Raw genomic sequence first — 21,708 nt, 5'->3', positions numbered from 1 at the left:
CCTTATAAGCGCCTGCAAATGCAGGTGCTGCCCGAGTATAGGCGGATGGGACAAGATAAACCGGAAGGCAAAAAATATATATATCCACACAGCCATTTCATATAACGGTCACACACACTTCATCGGCCATTCACATGCCGCTGCTAAATTCCTGCCATCCGGCAGGATGACTCACGCAAGGTGGAGTCCGAGCACCTTGCACCAATTCCTTCACTGCGAGCCGGCAATCTCGCTTGACGCAATGACCCTGATACCCGGCACCGGCGCAAGCGCCGCATCCAGCATCGCCTTCGCCACATCGGCGACGGCAACTGCGCGCCATGCCCTTGGCAGCAAGCCGCCCAAATAACGGTTCAGCCATAGCCCGACCTCCTCCCCCAGACGAAAATCGGCCCGGGTGCCGGCATCAAGCAAGGATGGGCGCACCCATGTCAGCGAAGCAAAGCCCAGCGCCGACAGGTCGCGCTCGGTCTCGCCCTTGGTCTTGAGATACCAGCCGTATGATTTTTCATCTGCGCCCAATGAAGAATTGAGCACAAAAGTGGGCGTGCCCGCAGCATGCGCCAAACGCGCAGCCGCCAGCACATAATCGTGATCGACCCGGTAAAAGGCGGCGGCGGAACCGGCCTGTTTGCGGGTCGTACCCAGCGCACACAAAACGGCATCGGCCCGCCACCATGTGGCACTCTCGGGCAAGGCGGCAAAATCAACAATGGGATTATGCAGGAGAGGATGCGCGGGCAACGGCCGCCGCGTCGGGGCGACCACATGGGCAACACCGGGGTGAATCAAGGCCTGTGCCAGTAGCTGTTGGCCAACCGCGCCGCTGGCGCCCAAAATTAAAACGGTTTGCACGAAGGCTCTTTTCTGCAGGCATAAAGACTACAGTTTAAGCGCCGTTTCTTTAACGTATCAGACAAAAACCGCTTGACCCGCCAGGAGCAAGCCGGTATAAACCCCTAAAGCAAGATTTCAAGCAGCAGACTCCAGCAGTTCATCGTAGTCCCCTTCCAAGCGGCACTTCATTGTATTTCCGGTCTTCCTTGATGTTTACGTCCGGCAGCTTTGCCTGCACGACACGCTTCCATTTTTTATAAATACTATCCTGCTTTACACCATTCAGGCCCGACTCTGGCCTTCTGCTATCGGTTGAATACCGCACATTGACACTATTGGCAGTCACAGATAATCGGCAAATCCGGCATAAGCCGGACGGCAGGAAACCGACAAGAAAGAAAATATTATTATGATGATGAAAATCAGCGAATTGAAAGCCGGCCTTCGGATCAGCGAACGCAAAAACAATGGCGACATCCAGCACTTTGAAGTGGTGAATGTCCAGCCCGCCGGCCGTCGGGTCGAAGTCACCTTCCGCTCGCATAGCGGCATGGAAAGCGCGCTATATCCGGCAGATGCCTACCTCAGCGCCTACTAATCAAAGCAGAGGCTCAAATGAAATCTGCCTGCCATAAGGCAAGCAGATTTCATGATCAAGCCGACTTTATTCCGGCCGGCCATGTTTTCCGGCCAACAATTTAAGGTAGTGCCTCTAGCTGTCTGATCAACTCGATCTCGCATAAGCACCAGTCACTGCCTCTTTCCTGCATTTTGCCCAGTGCCACCAAAAAATGCTTGCCCCGCGCCGTCATATAAAACTGCTTTCCCAGCGAATAGGACGATATGGAAAGCACCATGGCGTTAATCTTGCGTCCCTCGCGCACGCAGGGCACAAACAAGGCAATTTCCCCACCCAACCACATCCTCTCAGCCGGCAACTCGGGCATGGCACTGCCTTCCGGGCGGATAGAAGCGGCAACCGGGCGTTCCGACAGGATTTCCACCCCAAGATAGATTTTTTCGGCGCTTGGCCGGTTAATCCGGCGCATGATGCCCAGGCTCCATAAAGCCTCGCTTCCACTCCGAAAACCCAGCAAACCACCAATCGAAACCCACTCATTACCTATCGTGGCCAGAGAAACGCCCAAGCCGCTTGCGCTTTGATTGTCGACAAGACACTGCGGCAAGACTTCTTTCGACTCTGCCCCCTCCCGACTCACCGATGCAGAAGGCCTGCTACGACTGGTAACAAAACCATAAATCCGGATCTCGGCCATTTCATCGGAAGACGAAGCCGCCTTGTCGGCATACTTTTTCTCATCGGGTTCGCGAACCAGTTTATGCAACAAAGGCAAACGGTAAGCGAGTTCCAGCATTTTCCCGGTAACAGGCAAACGCTCGGCACGTTCAAAGCGATAAGGCTGCGATGCCCACTCACGCTGCAAATAGCGCAATAAAGCCGCATCCAGACCTGGCTCGCGCAGGGATTTCAGCTCCTCCGGCATCTGGCTGCTATCAAGCATAATCAGCCAGGTATTGATTTGTTCAATCAGCGCCGAAGTTCCCCAATAACGCATCGTCGGAATATTGCCGGCAGAAGGACGCCCAGGAGGCAAGCCTAGGGCAAGATTCACGCAAAAACTAAGCTCACCCGTATTTTCGGCAACAAGGCTGACATAGCTACTTAAGCGCTGCGCCAGCATATAAGCCATATTGATCTGCCGTGGTTGCAAATTACCACTACCGAGCAAAGAGACCAACAACAGCACCAGGTATTGATCCTGAACCGTCGTTCCAATCTCTTGACCAAATAGCAAGACTGGTGCAATCGCCATGCCACGCGTTTCGGCTAGCCGATATAGCTGATGCACATTGGTCCAGAACACCTTGTCTGGCGAGAAATGGCGGAAATACAGCCACAAAGCATGCTCGGCCTGATAATGCATCATGCACGCCATAGCTTCCGGCAATAAGGCCCGAATACCCTCATCGTCCTTCATCTCGATGACTAGAAAGCGCTGATAAGCGGTACAAAATAGCTGACTGTAGTGCAACATCTGATTGCGCAGCTGTGACTCCATCACTTTAGGCATGCGGGCACTCATCAAATACTGAGTGCGCAACTGCGATTGCAAGTGCTGGGACAGACGGTTCAATACCAGCAAAGCCTCTAAGGTGTCGGCATCATGCGGGTGAGCCTGCCCAGCCTCATTAAAGCGCGTCAGTTCATCACACAATATTTGATGTGCAGCAGCACCATGCTCATCAAGCAACTGCTGCAACCACTGCGCGGCATTTTTTCCGTCGGAAAAGGGACCTGCCGGGTTTTTCTTGCCGGCACCAAAAGAAAGGAAATCAAGCCTGCTCATCACTATGTATATCTCATTAGTATTGGCATGATAGCTTTGACCGCGACACAACCCGGCCATGAATGCTTGCAAGTATAACCCGTCACACTCTTTGCTATAGAACATTCAGCAACAAAAAAGCCGCGAACACATCGCGGCTTTTTCAGTATAAAAGCACGGATCAGATGGCCAGATCTGCCAGGGTTTTCCCTGCAGCCAGCAATTCGACGACCCATACCGGCTTGCGACCACGACCCGTCCAAGTCATCTCAGGATGATCAGGGTGACTGTATTTCGCTTCAACCGGCTTGCGCACGCTGACGGACTTGCTCAGTACTTCTTCGACACTGAGGCCATAAGTGCGGGCGATTTCCAGAATTTGCTTGCGTGCTTTGGACTTCTCTTCTTGCTCGCGCTTGGCAATTTCCGATTCCACATCGGATTTCAGCTGGAGAAGTTCAGGGTAAGACAGAGTTTCGATTTGCATGGTGAGCGCCTATTGTTTATTTGTAGCTTTTATAAGTTAGCTATTTTTACTTATAACGTCAAGAATACTGACCGCCGGTTAGCTGCCATCTATTTAAATAATATCAGGAACAGCATAAGGCAAGGTCAAACAATGTAGCAATGCTGAATTGCGCCCGGCGCAAATCTTATGATCCCAAGCGGAGATCAGCATCACAAGCAAAGCTTCCTGCTTGCCATTTTCCAGCGTCGCAACAGCCGCAACAACCCCCAGGGAATGCTCAGCATCCCCTTGTGCAAATACCTCATCCCCCACCAGCAATCCGCCTTCATGGGCCTCAACGCGGTATAAGCGGCGTTTGGTCTTGCCCAAATACTGCATGCGGGCAACAATTTCCTGCCCGGGATAACAGCCTTTACGAAAATTGATCGCAGAGAGCAGTTCCATATTAGCCATTTGCGGCACAAATGCCTCTTGGGTTGCCGCAACGACCCAGGCAAAACCGGACCGGACAAAAGCTAAATTAACGATTTCACGCCCACCCGGAACACAGCGGGACAATAACTCTTGCCATGACGGTGAATCCGCGCCGGACTCCAACACCAACAAATAAGCGGGGAATGGCAAAGTTACGACTACACCGTCATTTACCGCATGCAGCCCCATCTCATCAGTGCCGACAGAAAAACCGCCCTCCACGAGCGCATCGCGAGCTAACGGGCCGGAAAGCAAAGCCGGTACGCAATCGACCAACTCAATACTGACCTTAGAGCGCATCACAAACATGCGCAGCCTTTTGATCATGGCCGCAGACAGATCCAGTGGCAGTAATAAGCGGTACCCCCCCTTATCCTTCCACAGCAAAAAATTGGCCAGCATCCTGCCTTTTGCCGTTGAATAAGTCGTGAACTGGGCATTCGCGCCATTCAACTCACGCACATCATTCGACAACTGCCCTTGCAAGAAGGCTTCGGCATCATCACCGGATACATTCAACACAGCAAAATCAGTCAGCGGCGCAAATACAGCCCCCTCCGACAGCGCTTGCCAGGCGGCGCGCGTATCCGTTACCGCCGCCGCCCCCTCCTCGTTGAACACCGCACCATTTTGCGCCAGCCACTGTTTTACCATTGCGTTCATATCGTTTACCGTGCTGTTGGCAAGCCCCCTCTTTATAGAGGCTCAATGACTGGTAACTTAGGACAAACCCAGAAATTTCAATCCGCCAAACACGCGGATCACGACCGGTCGTCCAAATAAACTCACCATAGGCTTGACGCAAAAAAGCGTCCGATGTATAGTTCGTGCCTCAGCAATTCCCTGATAGCTCAGTTGGTAGAGCGACGGACTGTTAATCCGCAGGTCGCAGGTTCGAGCCCTGCTCGGGGAGCCAGAATTAAAAAAGCCGAACGGTAAAACGTTCGGCTTTTTCCATATCAGTACCACTCATCCACATCCAAGCCCCCCCTGCGCTATACACCCACTTACACCATACATACCTTGCATACACCCAAAAAATAGCATGCAAGCAAAAAATTGATTAGCTTTAGTACTAAGATGTCATCTTCACCTTTATATCTAAAGAGGTCTCGACATGTCCATCCTGAAGGAATTCCGTGATTTTGCCGTACGCGGCAATGTACTAGACCTTGCCATTGCCGTGGTTATTGGGGGTGCATTCGGTTCCATCGTTAAGTCCTTAGTCGACGATATCATCATGCCGCCAATCGGTATCCTGCTGGGCAATGTCGATTTTTCCAATTTGTTTCTCGTGCTCAAGCAAGGCAGCAAGCTGGCAGGCCCTTATGTATCGCTCGCCGCGGCCAAGGATGCCGGCGCCGTCACGCTCAATTTCGGTCTGTTCATTAATGCGATGGTAAGCTTTACCATTGTCGCCTTTGCTATTTTTATGCTGGTCAAAGTCATCAACCGCTTGAAGCGCGAAGAAGTTCAAGCCGAAGCACCCGTGACCACGCAAGACTGCCCTTACTGCCTGACCAGCATTCCGCTAAAAGCCAGCCGTTGCCCGCACTGCACGTCGCAACTGGGCTGAATCCGGAAAACGGCAGCTTGATGATGCGATTAAATTGCTTTATCATGCGCCGACTCTGGGGGAGTAGCCTCGGTGCGGGACAGCACCGGCGCGTGTCAACACACTTGGCTTAACGGCCATGGCATGCGCGGCCTGAGAAGGTTTGGCAAGACCCATGACGTACCGCGCGCCCGTTCAGGGGCTGCCGCGCGGCTGCGTCATGGCTTGTCTGCAGCCCCTTAGGACCCATCATGGAAGCTCTGTTTTTCTCTACCGGCATCGTGGCGCTTGCCGAAATCGGCGACAAAACCCAACTGCTGGCACTTTTGATCGCCGCCCGCTACAAAAAACCCATCCCCATCATTCTTGGCATTTTTGTCGCCACCATTCTCAACCATGCCGGCGCTGCCGCATTAGGCACATGGATTACCAGCTTCTTCGGTCCCGACACCTTGCGCTGGATACTGGGCGGCTCATTCATTGCCATGGCCATCTGGATGCTGATTCCGGACAAACTGGATGACGACACCAAACTACTGGATCGTTTTGGCGTATTTGGCGCGACAACCATCGCTTTCTTTTTGGCTGAAATGGGTGACAAAACCCAAATTGCCACCGTTGCGCTAAGCGCCCGCTATCACGACCTGTTTATGGTCGTTGTTGGAACGACACTGGGCATGATGATCGCCAATGTGCCCGCCGTATTACTGGGTGAAGTCGCTGCGCGCAAACTACCCAAACATATCGTTCACCGTGTAGCGGCCAGCCTGTTTGCCGTGCTGGGCATCGTTACGCTGGCACTCTGATAAAAAAAGCGGCACTGCATCTTTGCAAGTGCCGCTTTTTTCAATCCCCACCAAAGCCGTTCTTTACTTCAATAACTGCTGTGGATCAAAACCCAGGCGCAACGCCCCCCAATGCCGTCCATTCAATTGCACAGGCACGGCAATCTCGGACAAAATCTCACCCGTATCGCGCGCATAGGTCTGCAGCAACATCGATTGCGTATTGCGAGCCGCGCGAATGCCTACCGGGTCATCAAATAAACGCTTATCGCGGCTATACAGCATATCCTTGGCCGCATCGCCGCTTGGCGCTTTGGAGTAAAACGAATTATGCGTTGGCGCATAACCATTACCATCCACCAGTACGCTATAGATTACGCCCTGATTGCTGCGTACGATCTGATCAAGCAAAGGCTGTATATCCGCCTCGACTGCAGCATCATATGAAGTATGGTATTTAGGGGGAAAAGAACCCGCCACCGGCACATAATGGCTGTCACTGACATTCAAGCCTTGGCTGCGCCAACGCTCCAGCATGTCCTGCAGTCGATTGCGCAAGCCTTTAGTCTGCTGGCTGATATGATCCAGCGCCCCTTCGCCCAAGACAAAACGCGACACCAACTCCTGAATCTCCTCCGCCTCCCCTGACAACTGCCGGGATACTTCGCTCGACTGTTTAAGCTGGGCACTGACCTGCTGGCTCAATTCATTGACCACCAGCACATTCTGATTCACTTGCTGATTGCTGACGGCAAAGCACTCCATTGTCGCAGCAATGCCGGATAAACCGCTGGCAGCACGCTCAAAATCGACAACCATCTTGCCGAAATGCTCGGATGCCCTACCCACCACGACCAAGGCCGAGCCGGTATCCCGGCAAATCAGTCCGGTTTCAGCCTCGGTCTCACCGACCCGCTGTAGCATGCCGTCGATATTGCCGGAGATTTCATCGGTCGCAAGCTTGACCTTTTCTGCCAGCTTGCGCACCTCATCCGCCACCACCGCAAAGCCGCGCCCGCTCTCTCCGGCACGGGCCGCCTCGATTGCCGCATTGAGCGCCAGCAAATTGGTCTGATCGGAAACCTCCTTGATCAGACCGACAATATCCTTGATGCTGGCCGAACGCTGACTCAGATCCGTCACGGTCTGGTTAAAACGCTCAACCTTGCTGCTGATCGCCCCTATCGTTGCCGCAACAGCACATAACTCGGAATAAGACTCGCGGGCAACTTGCAGGTTATCGCTTGTGTTAGCCGAAATATGTTGCGTCTCGCCAGACACCTGGAGAATGCCTTCCGATGTCTTTTCACTGACCGCTCTCACTTCGGACGTCAGCGCATCCTGACGCTTGGCCACCACCAAAGAGTCCGCCATATTGATACGGGAACGCACTGAATCCACCGCAATATGTATTGTCTTTTGCTGAACCTTGCCGATGATTTCACGCATTTTTCGCAAAAACTGGTTATGCGCTTCGGACAGATCACGGATTTCATCGTAGGTTGATGCGGGGATTTCCCCGGAAAGATTGCCCTCGCCGGCACCGATATCACGAAGCATGTGGATGATCGTTTTGAGCGGCCGGACAATCAGGTAATGCAGATACCAGACCATAAAGCCGATAAAAACAAAGCATAAGCCCCAGATCCCCAGCGACCACCACAAGGTCCGCTGCAGAACGGCATTGATTTCCAGCATGGTCGTGGCAGGAAGGCCGGTAGCAGAAAGCAATTGCCGGATATCTTCCAATGCAAAGTAAACGTATGCAACCAAGCCGAGCTGCAGCAGGCTGATGAAGAAAAAACTACATAATTTTCGGCCGAGAGAGAACCAGAATGTACGTTCTATCAAGGTATAAACCCGCCCAAAAAATGTCATTTTTTCTCCTTTTATATTTTACTAAACCTAACTATTTACCCGGCCATTCTATACAAAAGAAATGAATATGGCATTCCATTTTCACGGCGATGTATTCATCTGCACCTCCAGCACATCCACCATGCGTGCCCGGCAAAAACGAACAGGCTATTTGTCCTGCAACAACGCGTCACGACAGCTAAAAACTGGCGTCAACCAGGTACCCTGTTCGTCCTGCGAAATACGATCTCGTGTCATGATTTCGCCTTTTACACCTAGCTTACGATCCCTACCTTTTAACCGGTTCCCTATCCACGCCCCAGCGCCGCTGCAATAAGAGCTTGACCGACTCGAAGCCGCAAAACCCCAGCAGTCCGACTACGCATACACCCAGCCAGCCGGCGAGCGAGGGCGCGACAAAGCCGAAGGGGCTGGCCAGCGCAGGAATCAGACAGATGGCCAATAACGCAGTTAAACTTGCCGACAAGACCCAGTACGTCACCGGGCTAAGCCCGGCAAAAGCTTGCGTCCATTGCGGCCGGGATGAACGGCTACTGAAAATCAGTACCGAATTGAGCAGCAACAAAGCCACAAACGTCAGGGTGCGCGCTTCCTCCTCCGTCACGGCTTGCACAAGCAACACTCCATATAAAGCGACGACCATCAGCGTGGCCAGCCCCCCAAGACTCAGGCTTAACATCAGTTGGCGCACCGACAATAGCGGATCGCCCTGACGGCGCGGCGCTTGTTCCATCAAATCCGGGCTGCCTTTATCGGCTTCAAACACTACGGAACAGGCGGGGTCGATGACCAGCTCCAGAAAAGCAATATGCAGGGGCGCCAGCACCAGCGGCATGCCCAGCAACACCGGCACAATGGACAAGCCGATAATGGGGATATGCACGGCCAGGGTATAAATCATCGCCTGGCGTAAATTGCTGAAGATGCGCCGCCCAAGGCGAATGGCGCCGACAATGGCGGCAAAGTCGTCATCCAGCAACACCAGCGCGGCCGCCTCGCGTGCCACATCGGTGCCGCGCTTGCCCATGGCAATGCCGATATGTGCGGCTTTCAGCGCAGGCGCATCATTCACCCCGTCCCCGGTCATGGCGACCCGTTCACCCTGCGCCTGCAAAGCCTGCACCAGCAGCAGCTTCTGCTGCGGTGTCACCCGGGCAAAGACATCCACTTCGGCCAGTTCGGCAGGCAAGCGCGCCGCCGGCAAAGCCTGCAACTCGCTGCCGGTCAGTATCCGCCTAGCAGGCAAGCCGGCCTGCAAGGCAATCGCGCGCGCGGTGCGCGGGTGATCCCCGGTCATCATCAACACCCGGATACCGGCCTGATAGCACTGCGCGACGGCGGCAGGCACTTCGGTGCGCAAAGGATCCGCTAGGCCGATCAGGCCGACAAATTCAAAATCGAAATCATGTTGCCCGGCCGGCCACGCTTGGCCATCGTACCGGGCACATGCCACCCCCAAAACCCGCAAGCCACGATCAGCCAGCTGCGCCGCCTGCGCCAGCACCTTATCCAGCAGGGCCGGCGGCAAATGGCACAGATCGGCAATCGCCTCGGGCGCGCCTTTACTGGCGACGGTATCGGCGCTGCGCTCACGGCTTTGCCACAGATGCGACATCGCCATTAATTCGGGGGAGAGTTCATACTCGTGCGCCAGACGCCAATCGGGGTGCAGATGCTCGGTGCCGGCCAGGCAGCTATTGGCCAGAGCGTGAAACGCCCGCTCCATCGGGTCATGCGGCTCGGTTTCACTGGCCAGAACCGCATACTCCAGTAAAGGGTGAAAGCATTCCGGCAGGTCGGCCAAGGCGGCGGCATCCGGCACATCCAGCCATGCATCGCCGACGACCAGGGCCGCCACAGCCATGCGGTTTTGCGTGAGCGTACCGGTTTTGTCTACACACAATACCGTCGCACAGCCCAGCGCCTCAATCGCGGACAGGCACCGCGTCAGCACGCGTGCCGCGGCCAGTCGCCGCGCACCCAAGGCCAGGAACACGATCATGATGACCGGAAACTCCTGCGGCAAAATCCCCATGGCCAGCGTAATCCCGGCCAGTAAACCCTCCAGATATCCGCCGCGCAAGCCGATAAACAGCAGCGTCAAGACCAGACACAGCCCCATGCCTATCAGTGCCAGATGCCGGGTCAAAGCGGCAATTTCCCCCTGCAAGGGCGAGCGCGCTGCGCTGTCTATGCCCTGCAAGGACTTGCCGATGCGGCCAAGCTCGGTCGTCTGTCCGGTGGCGTACACCTCGACCAGCGCCTGCCCCGAGCTTAATAAAGTGCCGGCAAACACCTGCGCTTCACTACCCTCGCCCGCCGCATGCTTGAATACCGTCAGCGACTCGCCGCTTAGCAAGGCCTCGTCCAGCGCCAACTCGTGCGACTCCAGAATGCGCGCATCCGCCGGCACGCGATCGCCCTCGCTTAACATCAGCACGTCACCCGGCACGACCTCGCGCCCGGGAATGCGTTGCGGCACTCCATCACGCAGCGCCAGTGCCCGCGGGCTGGATAAATCGCGCAGCGCAGCCAGCGCGTGCTCGGTCCGCCGCTCCTGCACTACGGTTACGGCAATAATCACGCAGACAAAGCCCAGCAGAATCAGCGCCTCATGCCGGTCGCCAGTCAGAAAATAGAGTCCGCCTGCCGCCAACAGCAGCAAAAACATGGGCTCACAGGCAACTTCCCGCACGATATGCCATAAGGCGCGGCGCTGATCGGTCGCCAACTCGTTGTAGCCATAGCGCTGCAGCAAGGCAGTCGCCCGGGCCGAACTTAATCCGCGATCAGGCAGGGGGGCAGGCATGGCATACACCATCCAAAACTCGAGAACACCACAATAGCACTGCCTGCCTGGGCATCAGGCAAGAAAAACCCGCCAGACCCTGATAGGGTGTGGCGGGCAGTCGCGCTCAGGCGCGAGGATCAGGCCTTCAGTTCGGCGACCAGATCGATATATTTCTGCATGGCTTCTTCGGCGCTCAGGCCCTTGAATTTTTCCCAGGCATCGAATTTGGCGCGGGCAACAAAATCCATCATGCCCGGGCGCTCGCCGGTCGCGTCACCGCTGGTTGCCTGTTTGAACAAGGAGTACAGCTGCAGCATAGCGGCGTTATCCGGGCGCTCGGCCAGGGAGGTAACGTCTTGCTGGGCTTGGGCGAACAGGGTCTGCAAATCGGACATGATAGTTCCTCGTAATGTTTGCGCGCATACACGACGCAGTGGTTAGCAACGAAGCCGCTCTATGACAGGCTTGCTGCCATCTTACCCGAATCTTCAGCCTTACAGCACCTTATTAATGACAATACGTTTGTAGTGGCGCACGGCACGCCCTTGCTGCATCCCCGGCTCAAAACGCGCCTGGGAAAATGCCGTGCGCGCAAGATCGTCCAGCACCCCCGGCGGCTCGGAACGCACAATATCCACCCCATCCACCCCGCCTTGCTCGTTGACGTAAACCCTGATTTCGGCCTCGGCCATCGCCCCCGAGCCTGCGCCCTCTTCATCCGCTTCGGGCAGGATAATTTCCTGCAAAGGCAAGGAAGGGCCATCCAGCAGACGAGCCGGCACATAGACATTCCAGCCCAGCATCTGGTTTTCATCCCCGGCTTGCGGCAAAAGGCCAAATGCGCTGGCCGCCGGCGCGGCCCAATCTACATCAAGCGGCAAGGCGGCAAGCTCGGACAAAGGCGCGCTGGCCATCTCGGCCGGGATGGGACGGACCACAGGCTTGGCGATGGCGGATACGGCACTCGCCACGGGTATGGAGGAAGGCATGGGGGAAGGCGCGGGCTTGGCGTCTGATGCAGGTAAAGCAGGGATAGGCACCGACAAGGGCTTGCCAGGGCTGGCAACGGGGGCAAACAAACCCACCTGTAAGGGCCTGCCCGTGACAGGGGAAGTCGGCGTATACGCCAAAAGCAAAACGGCCAGATGCAGCAGCACCGACAAACCCAGTGCTAACGGCAATCCGGCCGCTTTCCAAGACATGGCGGCTTACTTCTTGGCCGACAGGCGCTTTTCGATTTCTTCGGCAGGAATCGCGCCAGGCACCAGATCGCCATTGGCGAAAATCAGTGCCGGCGTGCCGGAAATACCGAACTTCTCGGCCAGCGCCGCCACTTCGGCAATCGGTGCATCGCACTGGACCTTATCCGGCAAAGCCTTGCCTTCGCGCATAAACCCGGCCCAGGTCTTGGCCGGATTTTCGCTACACCAGATGGCGCGCGACTTGCGCTCGGCATCCGGATGCAATTGCGCCAGCGGCAGCAAGAAGGTGTAAACCGTTACATTATCCAGCTTGGCGATGCTTTCACGTTCCAGCTGCTTGCAAAACGGGCAGTCCGGATCGGAGAACACCACCAGCTGGCGGCTGCCATTACCGCGCACATCCTTGATCGCCTTGTTCAGCGGCAACGTGCTCACATCGATGCTGACCTTGTTCAGCTTCTCCATGCGCGCCTCGGTCAGGCTATTGCGTGCCTTGGCATCAATCAGATCACCGACCAGCAAGTAGTCGGCCTTGGCATCGCTATACACCACGCTATAGACATCACGCCCGCGATTCTGCCCCTTGATCACCACCTCGAACAGATTCTTGACAGGGCTCTCGGCCACGCTAACCACCTCACGGTCAGGAAAGCGCGCCTTAAAGGCCTTTTTCACCGCATCGGGATTATCCGAAGCATTGGTCGCCGAACAAGCCAGCAAAGGGGTCAGCAAAGCCACAACAGGCAACAAGCGAAATACACGTTTCATTCAGTTCAACCTTATCTAAAACAGTATCAAAAACCGATGGCGCGACGGGCGAGTTCCCGTTTGACCAGCGGCAGTTTATGGGTCAGCGATAGCCCGGTATTACGCAGCCAGCCCAAGAGCGGTACATCCAGCTGGTGAAACAGGGTAAACAGGCCGTCGCAAGTGTGCTGCATGGTACGCACTGCCTCGCGCCGCGATCTTTCATAACGGCGCAGCGTCAGCCATTCGCCGGCATCGCCGCCGCCAGCCAATAATTCGGCCAGCACCGCCGCATCCTGAAAGCCCAGATTGACGCCCTGCCCGGCCAATGGGTGTACGGTATGCGCCGCATCGCCCACCAGCGCAACCCGTGGCGCGATGACGGCTTCGGGCTGGATCAGGCGCAGCGGAAAAGCCGCTGCCGGTGCCAGTAACTCAAGCTTGCCCAAGGCATGGCCACCCGCGGCGGCGACCAACTCGGCAAGCGCATCTGGCGATAGCGCCAGTAGCGCATCCGGGTCCGGGCTTGACCACACCATGGAAATACGCGCGCCCGCCATCGGCAGCCACGCAAGAATGCTGGTGCCGTCAAACCACTGCCGCGCCACGCCCTGATGCGGCTTTTCGCAGGCAAAATTAGCCACCACCCCGCTTTGGCCATAGGGCTTGATCGCAGCCTTGATGACACACGCTTCGCGCACCCAGGAGTTGGCACCATCGGCCCCGACAATCAGCGCGGCGCGGCGTGTACTGCCATCGTCCAGTTGCAAGCGGGCCTCAGATGCACCGCTATGCAAGGCGACAGGGCGCACGCCCGACACCACCTCAACCCCTGCCACTTCAAGCTCGCGCCACAAGGCAGCCAGCAGCCAGCGGTTTTCGGCGATCCAGGCCAAAGCCTCGGCACCGGCATCGGACGCCTGAAAAGCGATACGGCCACCGGCATCACCGCACACCTCCATGGCGCTGATCGTGCCTATCCGCTGGCCATCCGGCCAGGCATTCAGGCGCTCGAGAAAGGCGCGATTAGCCGGGCTGACCGCATAAATGCGGGCATCCCAACCCTGCTCCAGCACCGAAAAGTCCGGCAAGCGTCCTTCTATCAGCACCACGCGCCGCCCGGCGCGCGCCAGCGCCAAGGCCGTAGCGGCGCCCACCAAACCACCACCGACAATGATGGCATCTTCGCGTTGTCCGCTCATTTCATACTCCGAAAACCAGATGGCCGGCAAAGCGCCGGCGCAAAGGCGGGATGGCATCCAGCGTCATCATGCCGGCGCCGCGCAATGCGCCGGTCAAGGTGGACGCACCATCAAACAGCCGGATCAAGCCGTGGGTAAAACCGACCACGGCGTGGCTGTCGCGCTTGCGCGCGCGGGCATAAACCGCCAGCCCCGCCGCATCGCCCGGATCGGCGATGCCGGCCAGGCTGTCAGCCAGTTGCGCCGCATCGCGCAGCCCCAGATTCAGCCCTTGGGCGGCAACCGGATGCATGGTTTGCGCCGCATTGCCTATCATCACCACGCGATTTGCCGTCACCCGGTTCAACTGGCGCAGCGCCAGCGCAAACAGCGCACGCTCACCCACGCCGACAATCCGGCCCAAGCGTTCGCCAAAGGCCTGCTGCAACTCGGCCGCCAGCACTTCAGGCGCGGCACTTTGCAGACGCAAGGCATCGGCACGCGTGCGCGTCCACACCAGCATATAGCCGCCGGCATGCGGCAATAAGGCCAGCGGCCCCGCATCGGCAAAGCGCTCGAAAGCCACACCGGCCGGCGCCTCTTCAAATTCAATCTGCGCCAAGAGCGCACTTTGCGCATAGTCGTGCACATGGCGGCGGATGCCGGGCAGGGTTTCGGCCAAGCTGCCGCCATCGGCCAGCACCAGCAGGCGTGCGCTCAAAAGCTCGCCATTGTCCAGCGTCACCGTGGCATAGCGCGCCAGCGTATTGATTTTGCACACCCGCGACTGCCAGCGCACCGTAACGCCGGCGTCTTCCAGCACCGCGGCCAGTGCACAAGTCAGCGCCGGATAGTCAACCACCACGCCCAGATGCGGCAAAGCCAGATCATCGCGGCTGATACGAGTGCGCCCCATGCGCCCCTGCTGCGAGACATGCACGGTATCGATCACCGATACCGGCACCGTGTCGGGAAAAGCACCGACCTCGGCCAATAACGCGCGACTGGCCCAGGACAACGCCAGCGCCCGCGCGTCGCGCACCGTTTGCGCTGCCGCACGCGCTTCTATCATCAGCACGCGCCGTCCATCCCGCGCCAGACGCAAAGCGGCCAGAGCGCCGACCGGCCCGGCACCAACCACGATCACATCGGCGTGCGTCATAGCCTCTCCATCAGCGCTTCGATTTCGCTCATCTGCTTGGGCACGCTATCGGTGTAGACCTCGTGCCCCTTGCGGGTCACCAGCACATCGTCTTCGATGCGGATGCCGATATTGTGCAGCGCAGGCGGAATATCATCCGCTGCGCGGATATACAGCCCCGGCTCGACCGTGGTGCACATGCCTGCTTCCAGCGTGCGCCATTGCCCGTCCAGCTTGCGCGCCCCCACATCATGCACATCCAGCCCGATAAAGTGGCCGATGCCGTGCATGTAAAAGCGCCGGTAGGCACCGGATTCTATCACCCCGTCCACGCTCCCCGAGAGCAGCCCCAGATCGATCAGTCCTTGCGCCAATACCGCCAGTGCCGCATCGCCCGGCACATTCAGCCGTACGCCCGGCTTGATGGTGGCAATGGCCGCCAGCTGGGCCGCCAGCACGATTTCGTAGACATCGCGCTGCGCGCCACTGAAGCGGCCATTGACCGGAAAGGTACGCGTGATATCGCCGGCGTAAGCGGAAAACTCGCAACCGGCATCAACCAGCAGCAGCGCACCATCATCCAGCCGGCTGTGATTGCCGACGTAATGCAGGGTACAGGCATTGGCGCCAGCGGCAACAATGCTTTCATAGGCACACTGGCGTGCGCCATTGCGGCAAAAAACGGCGAGCAGTTCGGCTTCGACTTGATACTCGTATAAACCGGGCCTTGTTGCGCGCATGGCCGCGATATGCGCATCCGCCGAAATGCGCCCGGCGTGACGCAAGGCGGCGATTTCGAAGTCATCCTTGATCAGGCGCATTTCGTCCAGCAAGGCCAAGACATCGCCAAAGCGTGCCGGTGGCATGTCCGCATTGCGATAGCGCGTGCGTACTGCTTCCAGCGCCGCTGCGATGCGCGCATCAAAGCCGGCCTGTCGTCCTAGTGGCCAGTACAAGCCGCTTTGTCCGGACAAAATATCGGGCAGACGTTGATCCAGCTCGCTAATCGGATAGGCCTCATCAAAACCGAAGGCTTCGCGCGCACCATCCGGTCCGTAACGGTGGCCATTCCAGATTTCATTGGCTTCGTCCTTGTCGCGACAGAACAAAATGGTGCGCCCGGCACGGGCATCGAGCACCAGTACCGCCTCCGGCTCGGTAAAGCCGGTCAGGTACAGAAAATGGCTGTCAGGGCGGTAAGGATAGGGATTATCGGCATTGCGCAACACTTCGGGTGCGGTCGGCAACACGGCCACGCCCCCTTCCAGTCGCGCCATCAAGGCCGCACGCCGGCGTACATGGTTCGAATACATGAAAGCCCCCTGCAAATAGATTCAGGCCGGCGCTATTTTTCGCGCCGCAAAGATGACGAAAGTGTACACCGCAGCATGCGCAGCGCCCATAGCGCCGTGGCCGCGCCCAGAATATCGGCGCCGGCATCGGCCAGCTCCGGCGAGCGGTCTGTGGTCAATACGCCCTGCAAGGTTTCCGATAGCACCGCCCACAAGGCCAGCATCAGCAAGATGCGCGGCCATGCCTGTTGCGGCAAAGCCAGGCGCAGCACGAGCGCCTGTACGGCAAACAGGCAAAAATGGCCGATCTTGTCGAAATACGGAATAAGTGAAGGCTCGGTACTGGCGGGCTTAAGCAGCATATACAGGCTGAAACCCCACCACAGCAGGGTCAGCAACATAAACAGCTGCGTCATGCGAAGCGGTGGCATGGCGGCCCTTACGGATAAAGACAAGGCTTGCCCGCAGGCAAGCCTTGTCTTGGATAAAGAGAAACCGGCTTAGTCTTCCAGCTCGGCCGAGGTATAGACCTCCTGCACATCATCCAGATCTTCCAGCGCATCCAACAGCTTCTGCATACGGATGGCGTCGTCACCGGCAAGAACGGTTTCATTTTGCGGACGCATGGTCACTTCGCCCATTTCCGACTTGAAACCCTTGTCCAGCAGTGCCGCCTGAATGTCGGAGAACTCGTAAGGCGCGGTAATCACCTCGATCGAACCGTCCTCATTGCTGACCACATCGTCAGCACCGGCTTCCAGCGCCGCTTCCATCAGCGCGTCTTCATCGGTACCCGGTGCAAACAACATATAACCGCAGTGGGTAAACTGGAAAGCCACACAGCCATCCGTCCCCATATTGCCGCCGTACTTGGAAAAGGCATGGCGCACATCGGCCACGGTGCGGGTCTTGTTGTCGGTCAGGCAATCCACCATCACCGCCGCACCGCCGATACCGTAACCTTCGTAGCGGCATTCTTCATAGTTCACGCCATCGAGCGAACCGGTGCCACGCTTGATCGCGTTTTCGATATTGTCCTTGGGCATGGATTCGGCCTTGGCCTTGTCCACCGCCAGGCGCAAGCGCGGGTTGGTTGCCAGATCGCCGCCGCCCATTTTGGCGGCAACGGTGATTTCCTTAATCAGGCGGGTAAAGATCTTGCCGCGCCGGGCATCCTGCCTACCCTTGCGGTGCTGGATGTTTGCCCATTTGCTGTGACCTGCCATAGTTGCCTCGGTATGCGTAAATCCGGACGCAAGCCTCCGGATTGTGGTAACAAAAAATCCTGTAGATGCCGGATTCTAGCAAAAAGCCGCCTAGGGCGCAGCCACCGGCACCGCCTGCAACAGGCTGCGCATCAGGCCGAAAGACTGCTGATAGATGGTTTCAATCGCGGGCACCATCAAGGGCACGGCCAGATACAGCGCGATAAAACCTATCATCAGCGTGAGCGGGAAGCCGAAGGCAAAAATATTGAACTGCGGCGCTGCTCGCGTCATCACGCCGATGGCAAGGTTGGTCACCAAGAGTGCCGCCACCACCGGCAACGACAGCCACAAGCCCCAGCTAAAGATATGGCCACCCCACACCGCCAGCGCCTGCAGGCTGTCCGTTGGCAGCGCCTGCCCCACCGGCAGCGTATTAAAGCTGTCTATCAGCACCGACAACACGATCTGCGGCCCGTTGAGCGCCAGATAGAGCAAAGTGACAAACATGGACAGCACCCGCGACAAGGCCGGCACCGAGGCCGAATGCTGCGGATCGAAAAACATGGCAAAGCCCAGACCCATCTGCGCACTGGCAATCATGCCGGCCATTTCCATCGCCGTCATCACAAGGCGCATCACAAAGCCCAGCATAATGCCGATCAAGAGCTGGTTAAGCAAAATAGCCACACCCTCCGCCGAAACCAGGGGTACGGCAGGCATGGGGGGCAATAAAGGCGCAACCAGTACCGTCAGAATCAGGGCAAAACCGCCTTTGAAGCGGCGCGGAATACTACGCGAAGAAAAGATGGGCTCGGACAGCATCAAGCCCAGAATGCGGGCAAACGGCCAGACAAAGAAACTGACCAGCGCATTGATCTGCACATCGGAGATAACGAGACTGGCCGCCATCTTGCCTTAACCGATCGCGCCGGGAATGCTCTGATACAGGCGAATGGTGAAGTCCATCATGGTGTTCAGCATCCATGGCCCAGCCAAGAGCAGCACCAGAAACAGCGCCATCAGCTTGGGAATGAAAGTCAGGGTCATTTCATTGATCTGGGTGGCCGCTTGCAGAATGCTCACCAGCAAGCCCACCAGCAAAGACACGCCCAATACGGGGGCAGCAACAACAATCAGGGTAAACAGCGCCTGCTGCACCAGATTAATGACCAGTTCCGGACTCATACTTTCTCCTTGCGCTTAACGCTGGGCAAAGCTCTGTACCAGCGAACCCAATACCAGCGTCCAGCCATCGACCAGTACGAACAACATAATTTTGAACGGCAAGGAAATGATCACCGGCGACACCATCATCATGCCCATCGCCATCAGAATACTGGCGACCACCAAATCGATAATCAAAAACGGAATAAAGATCATAAAACCGATCTGGAAAGCCGTCTTCAGTTCGCTGATCACATAGGCCGGCACCAGCGTCTTAAGCGAAATATCGGCCGGACTCGCCGGAGCCGGCGAACGCGAGACCTCGATAAAGAAGGCCAGATCCTTTTCGCGCGTCTGCGACAGCATAAAGGCCTTCATTGGCCGCGCGGCCTCGTCGGCGGCCTGCATCATGCTGATCTTGTCGTCGGAAAACGGCACCCATGCCTTCTGATACACCTGATCCAGCGTCGGCCCCATAATAAACAGCGTCAGAAACAGCGACAGCCCCACCAACACCTGGTTAGGCGGCGACTGCATGGTGCCCAGTGCCTGCCTGAGCAGGGACAGCACGATAATGATGCGGGTAAACGACGTCATCATCAGCGCCATGGCCGGGATAAACGACAGCCCGGTCATAAACAGCAGCATCTGCAAAGACAGGGAATAGTTCTGGCCACCACCGGGCGCGGGACTGCTGTTCATCATCGGCAGACCGGCCGCATCGGCCAGAACAGGCGCCAGCGCAAGCAGCGCGCCCAGCAGCAAAGAAGGGCTTTTCTTCATGACTTGGATTTGGCGAGTACGCTTTTGAACAGGCGGGCAAAATTCTCGGGCAAGGGCGGCTGCGGCGGCAGCTCGGCGCCTTCGGGTTTGTCGCGGCGCGACAGCAGACTGACATTGTGCGCAGTCACGCCCAGCACCAGCCATTCGTCGCCGGATTCGACAATCACCACCCGCTCTTTCTGACCGACCATCACGCCACCGACCACGCGCAAGTCGCGGCTGCCACCTAGTGCACCGCCACCGATGCGGCGCACCAGCCAGGCACAGCCGACGATCGCCCCCAGTACCAGCAAGAGCGCAAACACCACCTGCACCAGACTCATAAAGGCCGAAGGCGCGGCAACCGCCGCAGGCGCACTGGCAGCGCAGGCAGGGCCGGCCAGCAACGCGGCCCATAACAAAAAGTACTTGATGCTCATTTTTGCAGACGCCGGATACGCTCGACCGGCGTAATGATATCGGTCAGACGGATGCCGAACTTGTCATTGACCACCACCACCTCGCCCTGTGCAATCAGGCAGCCATTGACCAGCACATCCATCGGTTCGCCGGCCAGACCATCCAGCTCGACGATTGAGCCTTGCGCCAACTGCAGCAAATTGCGGATCGCAATTTTGGTGCGGCCCAGCTCTACCGTCAGTTGCACCGGAATATCCAGAATCATGTCCAGATTCTGGGAAATGGTGGTACTGGCCGGCGTTGCGCCGCCCAGCTCCTGAAACAGGCCGGAAGCAGGCTGTACAGGCGGCGGCGCGGCGGCAGCTTGCTCGGCCTGTTCGGCCAGCGCGGCGGCCCAGTCATCCATTACATCATCGGCCGCGCCTTGCGTGCCCTGTTCTTCAGCCATGTTTAAGCTCTCCCGAATCCGTATCGCCAAGGTCATGCGCCCCGGCCAGTATCTTTTCCACACTCAGGGCATACTTGCCCTCAACCGTACCGTACTTGCATTCCAACACCGGGATACCCGACACGTCGGCGACCACTCGCTCCGGTATTTCAAGCGTAATGACATCGCCTTCTTTCAGATTCAGCACCTGCCCCAGCGTCACCTCGGTATGCGCCAGCTCCGCCACCAGCTCGACTTCGGCCGTTTGTACCTGGCGCGACATCAGGCTAACCCAGCGGTTATCCACCTCGGTACGGTCGGCTTGCATGGTGCTGGACAGCAGATCCCGAATGGGCTCGACCATGGAGTAAGGCAGGCAGACGTGAAAGTCTCCGCCGCCAGCCCCCAGTTCGATATGAAAGGACATCGCCACCACCACCTCGGTCGGCGTAGCGATATTGGCAAACTGGGTATTCATTTCACTGCGCAGATAGCTGAACTGCAGCGGATATACCGGCTCCCATGCTTTCTGGTACTCGGTAAACACCACATTCAGCATGCGCTGGATAATGCGTTGTTCGGTCGGGGTAAAATCGCGCCCTTCGACCCGCACATGGAAACGGCCATCGCTGCCGAATAGGTTATCGACGACCAGAAACACCAGATCCGGGTCAAAAATCAGCAGCCCGGTACCGCGCAGCGGCTTGACATGAACCAGATTAAGGTTGGTAGGCACGACCAGATTGCGAATAAATTCGCTGTACTTCTGCACCCTGACCGGCCCTACCGAAATCTCGGCATTGCGGCGGATGAAATTGAACAAACCGATGCGCAAATTACGCGCAAAACGCTCGTTGATAATTTCCAGCGTAGGCATACGCCCACGCACGATGCGCTCCTGGCGCCCGATATCATACTGGCGGACGCCACTGGCTTCGCCATGATCACCCTCATCCTCGGTATCCCCGGTCACCCCGCGCAGCAGGGCATCCACTTCTTCCTGGGATAGAATATCGTCAGCCATCTG

General features: G+C 57.4%; 23 protein-coding genes, 1 tRNA gene and 1 riboswitch. Of the genes, 4 read left to right on the top strand and 20 right to left on the bottom strand.

All coding sequences use genetic code 11. The features are described 5' to 3' along the window. Nucleotides 1-210 precede the first annotated feature (210 nt). The gene (locus M3P88_RS15180) at nucleotides 211-855 is read right to left on the bottom strand and encodes an NAD(P)H-binding protein (protein ID WP_249616834.1); all 645 of its coding nucleotides are present in this window, start codon (nucleotides 853-855) and stop codon (nucleotides 211-213) included. 391 nt (nucleotides 856-1,246) lie between these two features. Here M3P88_RS15180 and M3P88_RS15175 point away from each other — a divergent pair, with 391 nt between their 5' ends. After that, complete coding sequence (locus M3P88_RS15175) at nucleotides 1,247-1,435, top strand: hypothetical protein (RefSeq protein ID WP_249616833.1); 189 nt, start codon at nucleotides 1,247-1,249, stop codon at nucleotides 1,433-1,435. 100 nt (nucleotides 1,436-1,535) lie between these two features. On the opposite strand, the gene M3P88_RS15170 is transcribed toward M3P88_RS15175, so the two are convergent. The 3 genes from M3P88_RS15170 to ygfZ form a co-directional block, all read right to left on the bottom strand. Beyond that, on the bottom strand, nucleotides 1,536-3,206 hold the full coding sequence (locus tag M3P88_RS15170; RefSeq protein ID WP_249616832.1) for a cyclic-di-GMP receptor FimW-related protein: 1,671 nt from the start codon (nucleotides 3,204-3,206) through the stop codon (nucleotides 1,536-1,538). Nucleotides 3,207-3,366: 160 nt separating this feature from the next. Next, on the bottom strand, nucleotides 3,367-3,672 hold the full coding sequence (locus M3P88_RS15165) for an H-NS histone family protein (RefSeq protein ID WP_249616831.1): 306 nt from the start codon (nucleotides 3,670-3,672) through the stop codon (nucleotides 3,367-3,369). Nucleotides 3,673-3,765: 93 nt separating this feature from the next. Further along, the gene (ygfZ, locus tag M3P88_RS15160; protein WP_249616830.1) at nucleotides 3,766-4,791 is read right to left on the bottom strand and encodes a CAF17-like 4Fe-4S cluster assembly/insertion protein YgfZ; all 1,026 of its coding nucleotides are present in this window, start codon (nucleotides 4,789-4,791) and stop codon (nucleotides 3,766-3,768) included. 177 nt (nucleotides 4,792-4,968) lie between these two features. Here ygfZ and M3P88_RS15155 point away from each other — a divergent pair. From M3P88_RS15155 to M3P88_RS15145, 3 genes are all read left to right on the top strand, one after another. After that, a tRNA-Asn gene (locus M3P88_RS15155) sits at nucleotides 4,969-5,044 on the top strand. A gap of 201 nt (nucleotides 5,045-5,245) precedes the next feature. Beyond that, entirely contained in the window at nucleotides 5,246-5,704 is a 459-nt protein-coding gene (gene mscL, locus M3P88_RS15150; RefSeq protein ID WP_249616829.1) for a large conductance mechanosensitive channel protein MscL, read from the top strand. Between the two features lie 52 nt (nucleotides 5,705-5,756). Beyond that, nucleotides 5,757-5,930, top strand: a riboswitch (yybP-ykoY riboswitch). Nucleotides 5,931-5,934: 4 nt separating this feature from the next. Continuing rightward, nucleotides 5,935-6,489 (top strand): TMEM165/GDT1 family protein, encoded by a 555-nt coding sequence (locus tag M3P88_RS15145; protein WP_249616828.1) that lies wholly within the window; start codon nucleotides 5,935-5,937, stop codon nucleotides 6,487-6,489. A 63-nt stretch (nucleotides 6,490-6,552) separates the two neighbouring features. On the opposite strand, the gene M3P88_RS15140 is transcribed toward M3P88_RS15145, so the two are convergent. The 16 genes from M3P88_RS15140 to fliM form a co-directional block, all read right to left on the bottom strand. Further along, entirely contained in the window at nucleotides 6,553-8,241 is a 1,689-nt protein-coding gene (locus tag M3P88_RS15140; RefSeq protein WP_283773242.1) for a methyl-accepting chemotaxis protein, read from the bottom strand. 373 nt (nucleotides 8,242-8,614) lie between these two features. Continuing rightward, nucleotides 8,615-11,155 (bottom strand): cation-translocating P-type ATPase, encoded by a 2,541-nt coding sequence (locus M3P88_RS15135; RefSeq protein WP_249616827.1) that lies wholly within the window; start codon nucleotides 11,153-11,155, stop codon nucleotides 8,615-8,617. 119 nt (nucleotides 11,156-11,274) lie between these two features. Then, the gene (locus M3P88_RS15130) at nucleotides 11,275-11,532 is read right to left on the bottom strand and encodes an acyl-CoA-binding protein (RefSeq protein WP_249616826.1); all 258 of its coding nucleotides are present in this window, start codon (nucleotides 11,530-11,532) and stop codon (nucleotides 11,275-11,277) included. Nucleotides 11,533-11,631: 99 nt separating this feature from the next. Further along, complete coding sequence (locus M3P88_RS15125) at nucleotides 11,632-12,339, bottom strand: energy transducer TonB (protein ID WP_249616825.1); 708 nt, start codon at nucleotides 12,337-12,339, stop codon at nucleotides 11,632-11,634. Nucleotides 12,340-12,345: 6 nt separating this feature from the next. Next, nucleotides 12,346-13,107 carry a DsbC family protein gene (locus M3P88_RS15120; RefSeq protein WP_249616824.1) on the bottom strand — a complete coding sequence of 254 codons (762 nt, stop codon included), beginning with the start codon at nucleotides 13,105-13,107 and terminating at the stop codon, nucleotides 12,346-12,348. 26 nt (nucleotides 13,108-13,133) lie between these two features. Then, nucleotides 13,134-14,288 carry a UbiH/UbiF family hydroxylase gene (locus tag M3P88_RS15115; protein WP_249616823.1) on the bottom strand — a complete coding sequence of 385 codons (1,155 nt, stop codon included), beginning with the start codon at nucleotides 14,286-14,288 and terminating at the stop codon, nucleotides 13,134-13,136. 1 nt (nucleotide 14,289) lies between these two features. Next, nucleotides 14,290-15,429 carry an FAD-dependent oxidoreductase gene (locus M3P88_RS15110; RefSeq protein ID WP_249616822.1) on the bottom strand — a complete coding sequence of 380 codons (1,140 nt, stop codon included), beginning with the start codon at nucleotides 15,427-15,429 and terminating at the stop codon, nucleotides 14,290-14,292. Beyond that, entirely contained in the window at nucleotides 15,426-16,721 is a 1,296-nt protein-coding gene (locus M3P88_RS15105) for an aminopeptidase P N-terminal domain-containing protein (protein ID WP_249616821.1), read from the bottom strand. Before M3P88_RS15105 ends, M3P88_RS15110 begins: the two co-directional genes overlap by 4 nt. A gap of 32 nt (nucleotides 16,722-16,753) precedes the next feature. Continuing rightward, on the bottom strand, nucleotides 16,754-17,131 hold the full coding sequence (locus M3P88_RS15100) for a VanZ family protein (RefSeq protein ID WP_249616820.1): 378 nt from the start codon (nucleotides 17,129-17,131) through the stop codon (nucleotides 16,754-16,756). Between the two features lie 69 nt (nucleotides 17,132-17,200). After that, the gene (locus M3P88_RS15095; RefSeq protein ID WP_124736563.1) at nucleotides 17,201-17,926 is read right to left on the bottom strand and encodes a YebC/PmpR family DNA-binding transcriptional regulator; all 726 of its coding nucleotides are present in this window, start codon (nucleotides 17,924-17,926) and stop codon (nucleotides 17,201-17,203) included. 90 nt (nucleotides 17,927-18,016) lie between these two features. Further along, nucleotides 18,017-18,817: a flagellar biosynthetic protein FliR gene (gene fliR, locus M3P88_RS15090; protein WP_249616819.1), complete on the bottom strand. Its 801-nt coding sequence runs from the start codon at nucleotides 18,815-18,817 to the stop codon at nucleotides 18,017-18,019. A gap of 6 nt (nucleotides 18,818-18,823) precedes the next feature. Further along, entirely contained in the window at nucleotides 18,824-19,093 is a 270-nt protein-coding gene (gene fliQ, locus M3P88_RS15085; protein ID WP_249616818.1) for a flagellar biosynthesis protein FliQ, read from the bottom strand. A 15-nt stretch (nucleotides 19,094-19,108) separates the two neighbouring features. After that, complete coding sequence (gene fliP, locus M3P88_RS15080; protein ID WP_249616817.1) at nucleotides 19,109-19,855, bottom strand: flagellar type III secretion system pore protein FliP; 747 nt, start codon at nucleotides 19,853-19,855, stop codon at nucleotides 19,109-19,111. Next, nucleotides 19,852-20,274, bottom strand: a complete 423-nt coding sequence (gene fliO, locus M3P88_RS15075) for a flagellar biosynthetic protein FliO (protein ID WP_249616816.1) — start codon at nucleotides 20,272-20,274, stop codon at nucleotides 19,852-19,854. The genes fliP and fliO overlap by 4 nt, the downstream gene beginning before the upstream one ends. Beyond that, on the bottom strand, nucleotides 20,271-20,702 hold the full coding sequence (fliN, locus tag M3P88_RS15070; protein ID WP_249616815.1) for a flagellar motor switch protein FliN: 432 nt from the start codon (nucleotides 20,700-20,702) through the stop codon (nucleotides 20,271-20,273). The genes fliO and fliN overlap by 4 nt, the downstream gene beginning before the upstream one ends. Beyond that, nucleotides 20,695-21,705, bottom strand: coding sequence for a flagellar motor switch protein FliM (gene fliM / locus M3P88_RS15065; RefSeq protein WP_249616814.1), 1,011 nt, complete (start codon nucleotides 21,703-21,705; stop codon nucleotides 20,695-20,697). Before fliM ends, fliN begins: the two co-directional genes overlap by 8 nt. Nucleotides 21,706-21,708 lie beyond the last annotated feature (3 nt).

Source organism: Craterilacuibacter sp. RT1T (assembly GCF_023502145.1).
Classification (GTDB): domain Bacteria; phylum Pseudomonadota; class Gammaproteobacteria; order Burkholderiales; family Chromobacteriaceae; genus Craterilacuibacter.
The sequence above is the reverse complement of the archived record's forward strand: the minus strand, read 5'-3'. Positions and strand labels throughout refer to the sequence as shown.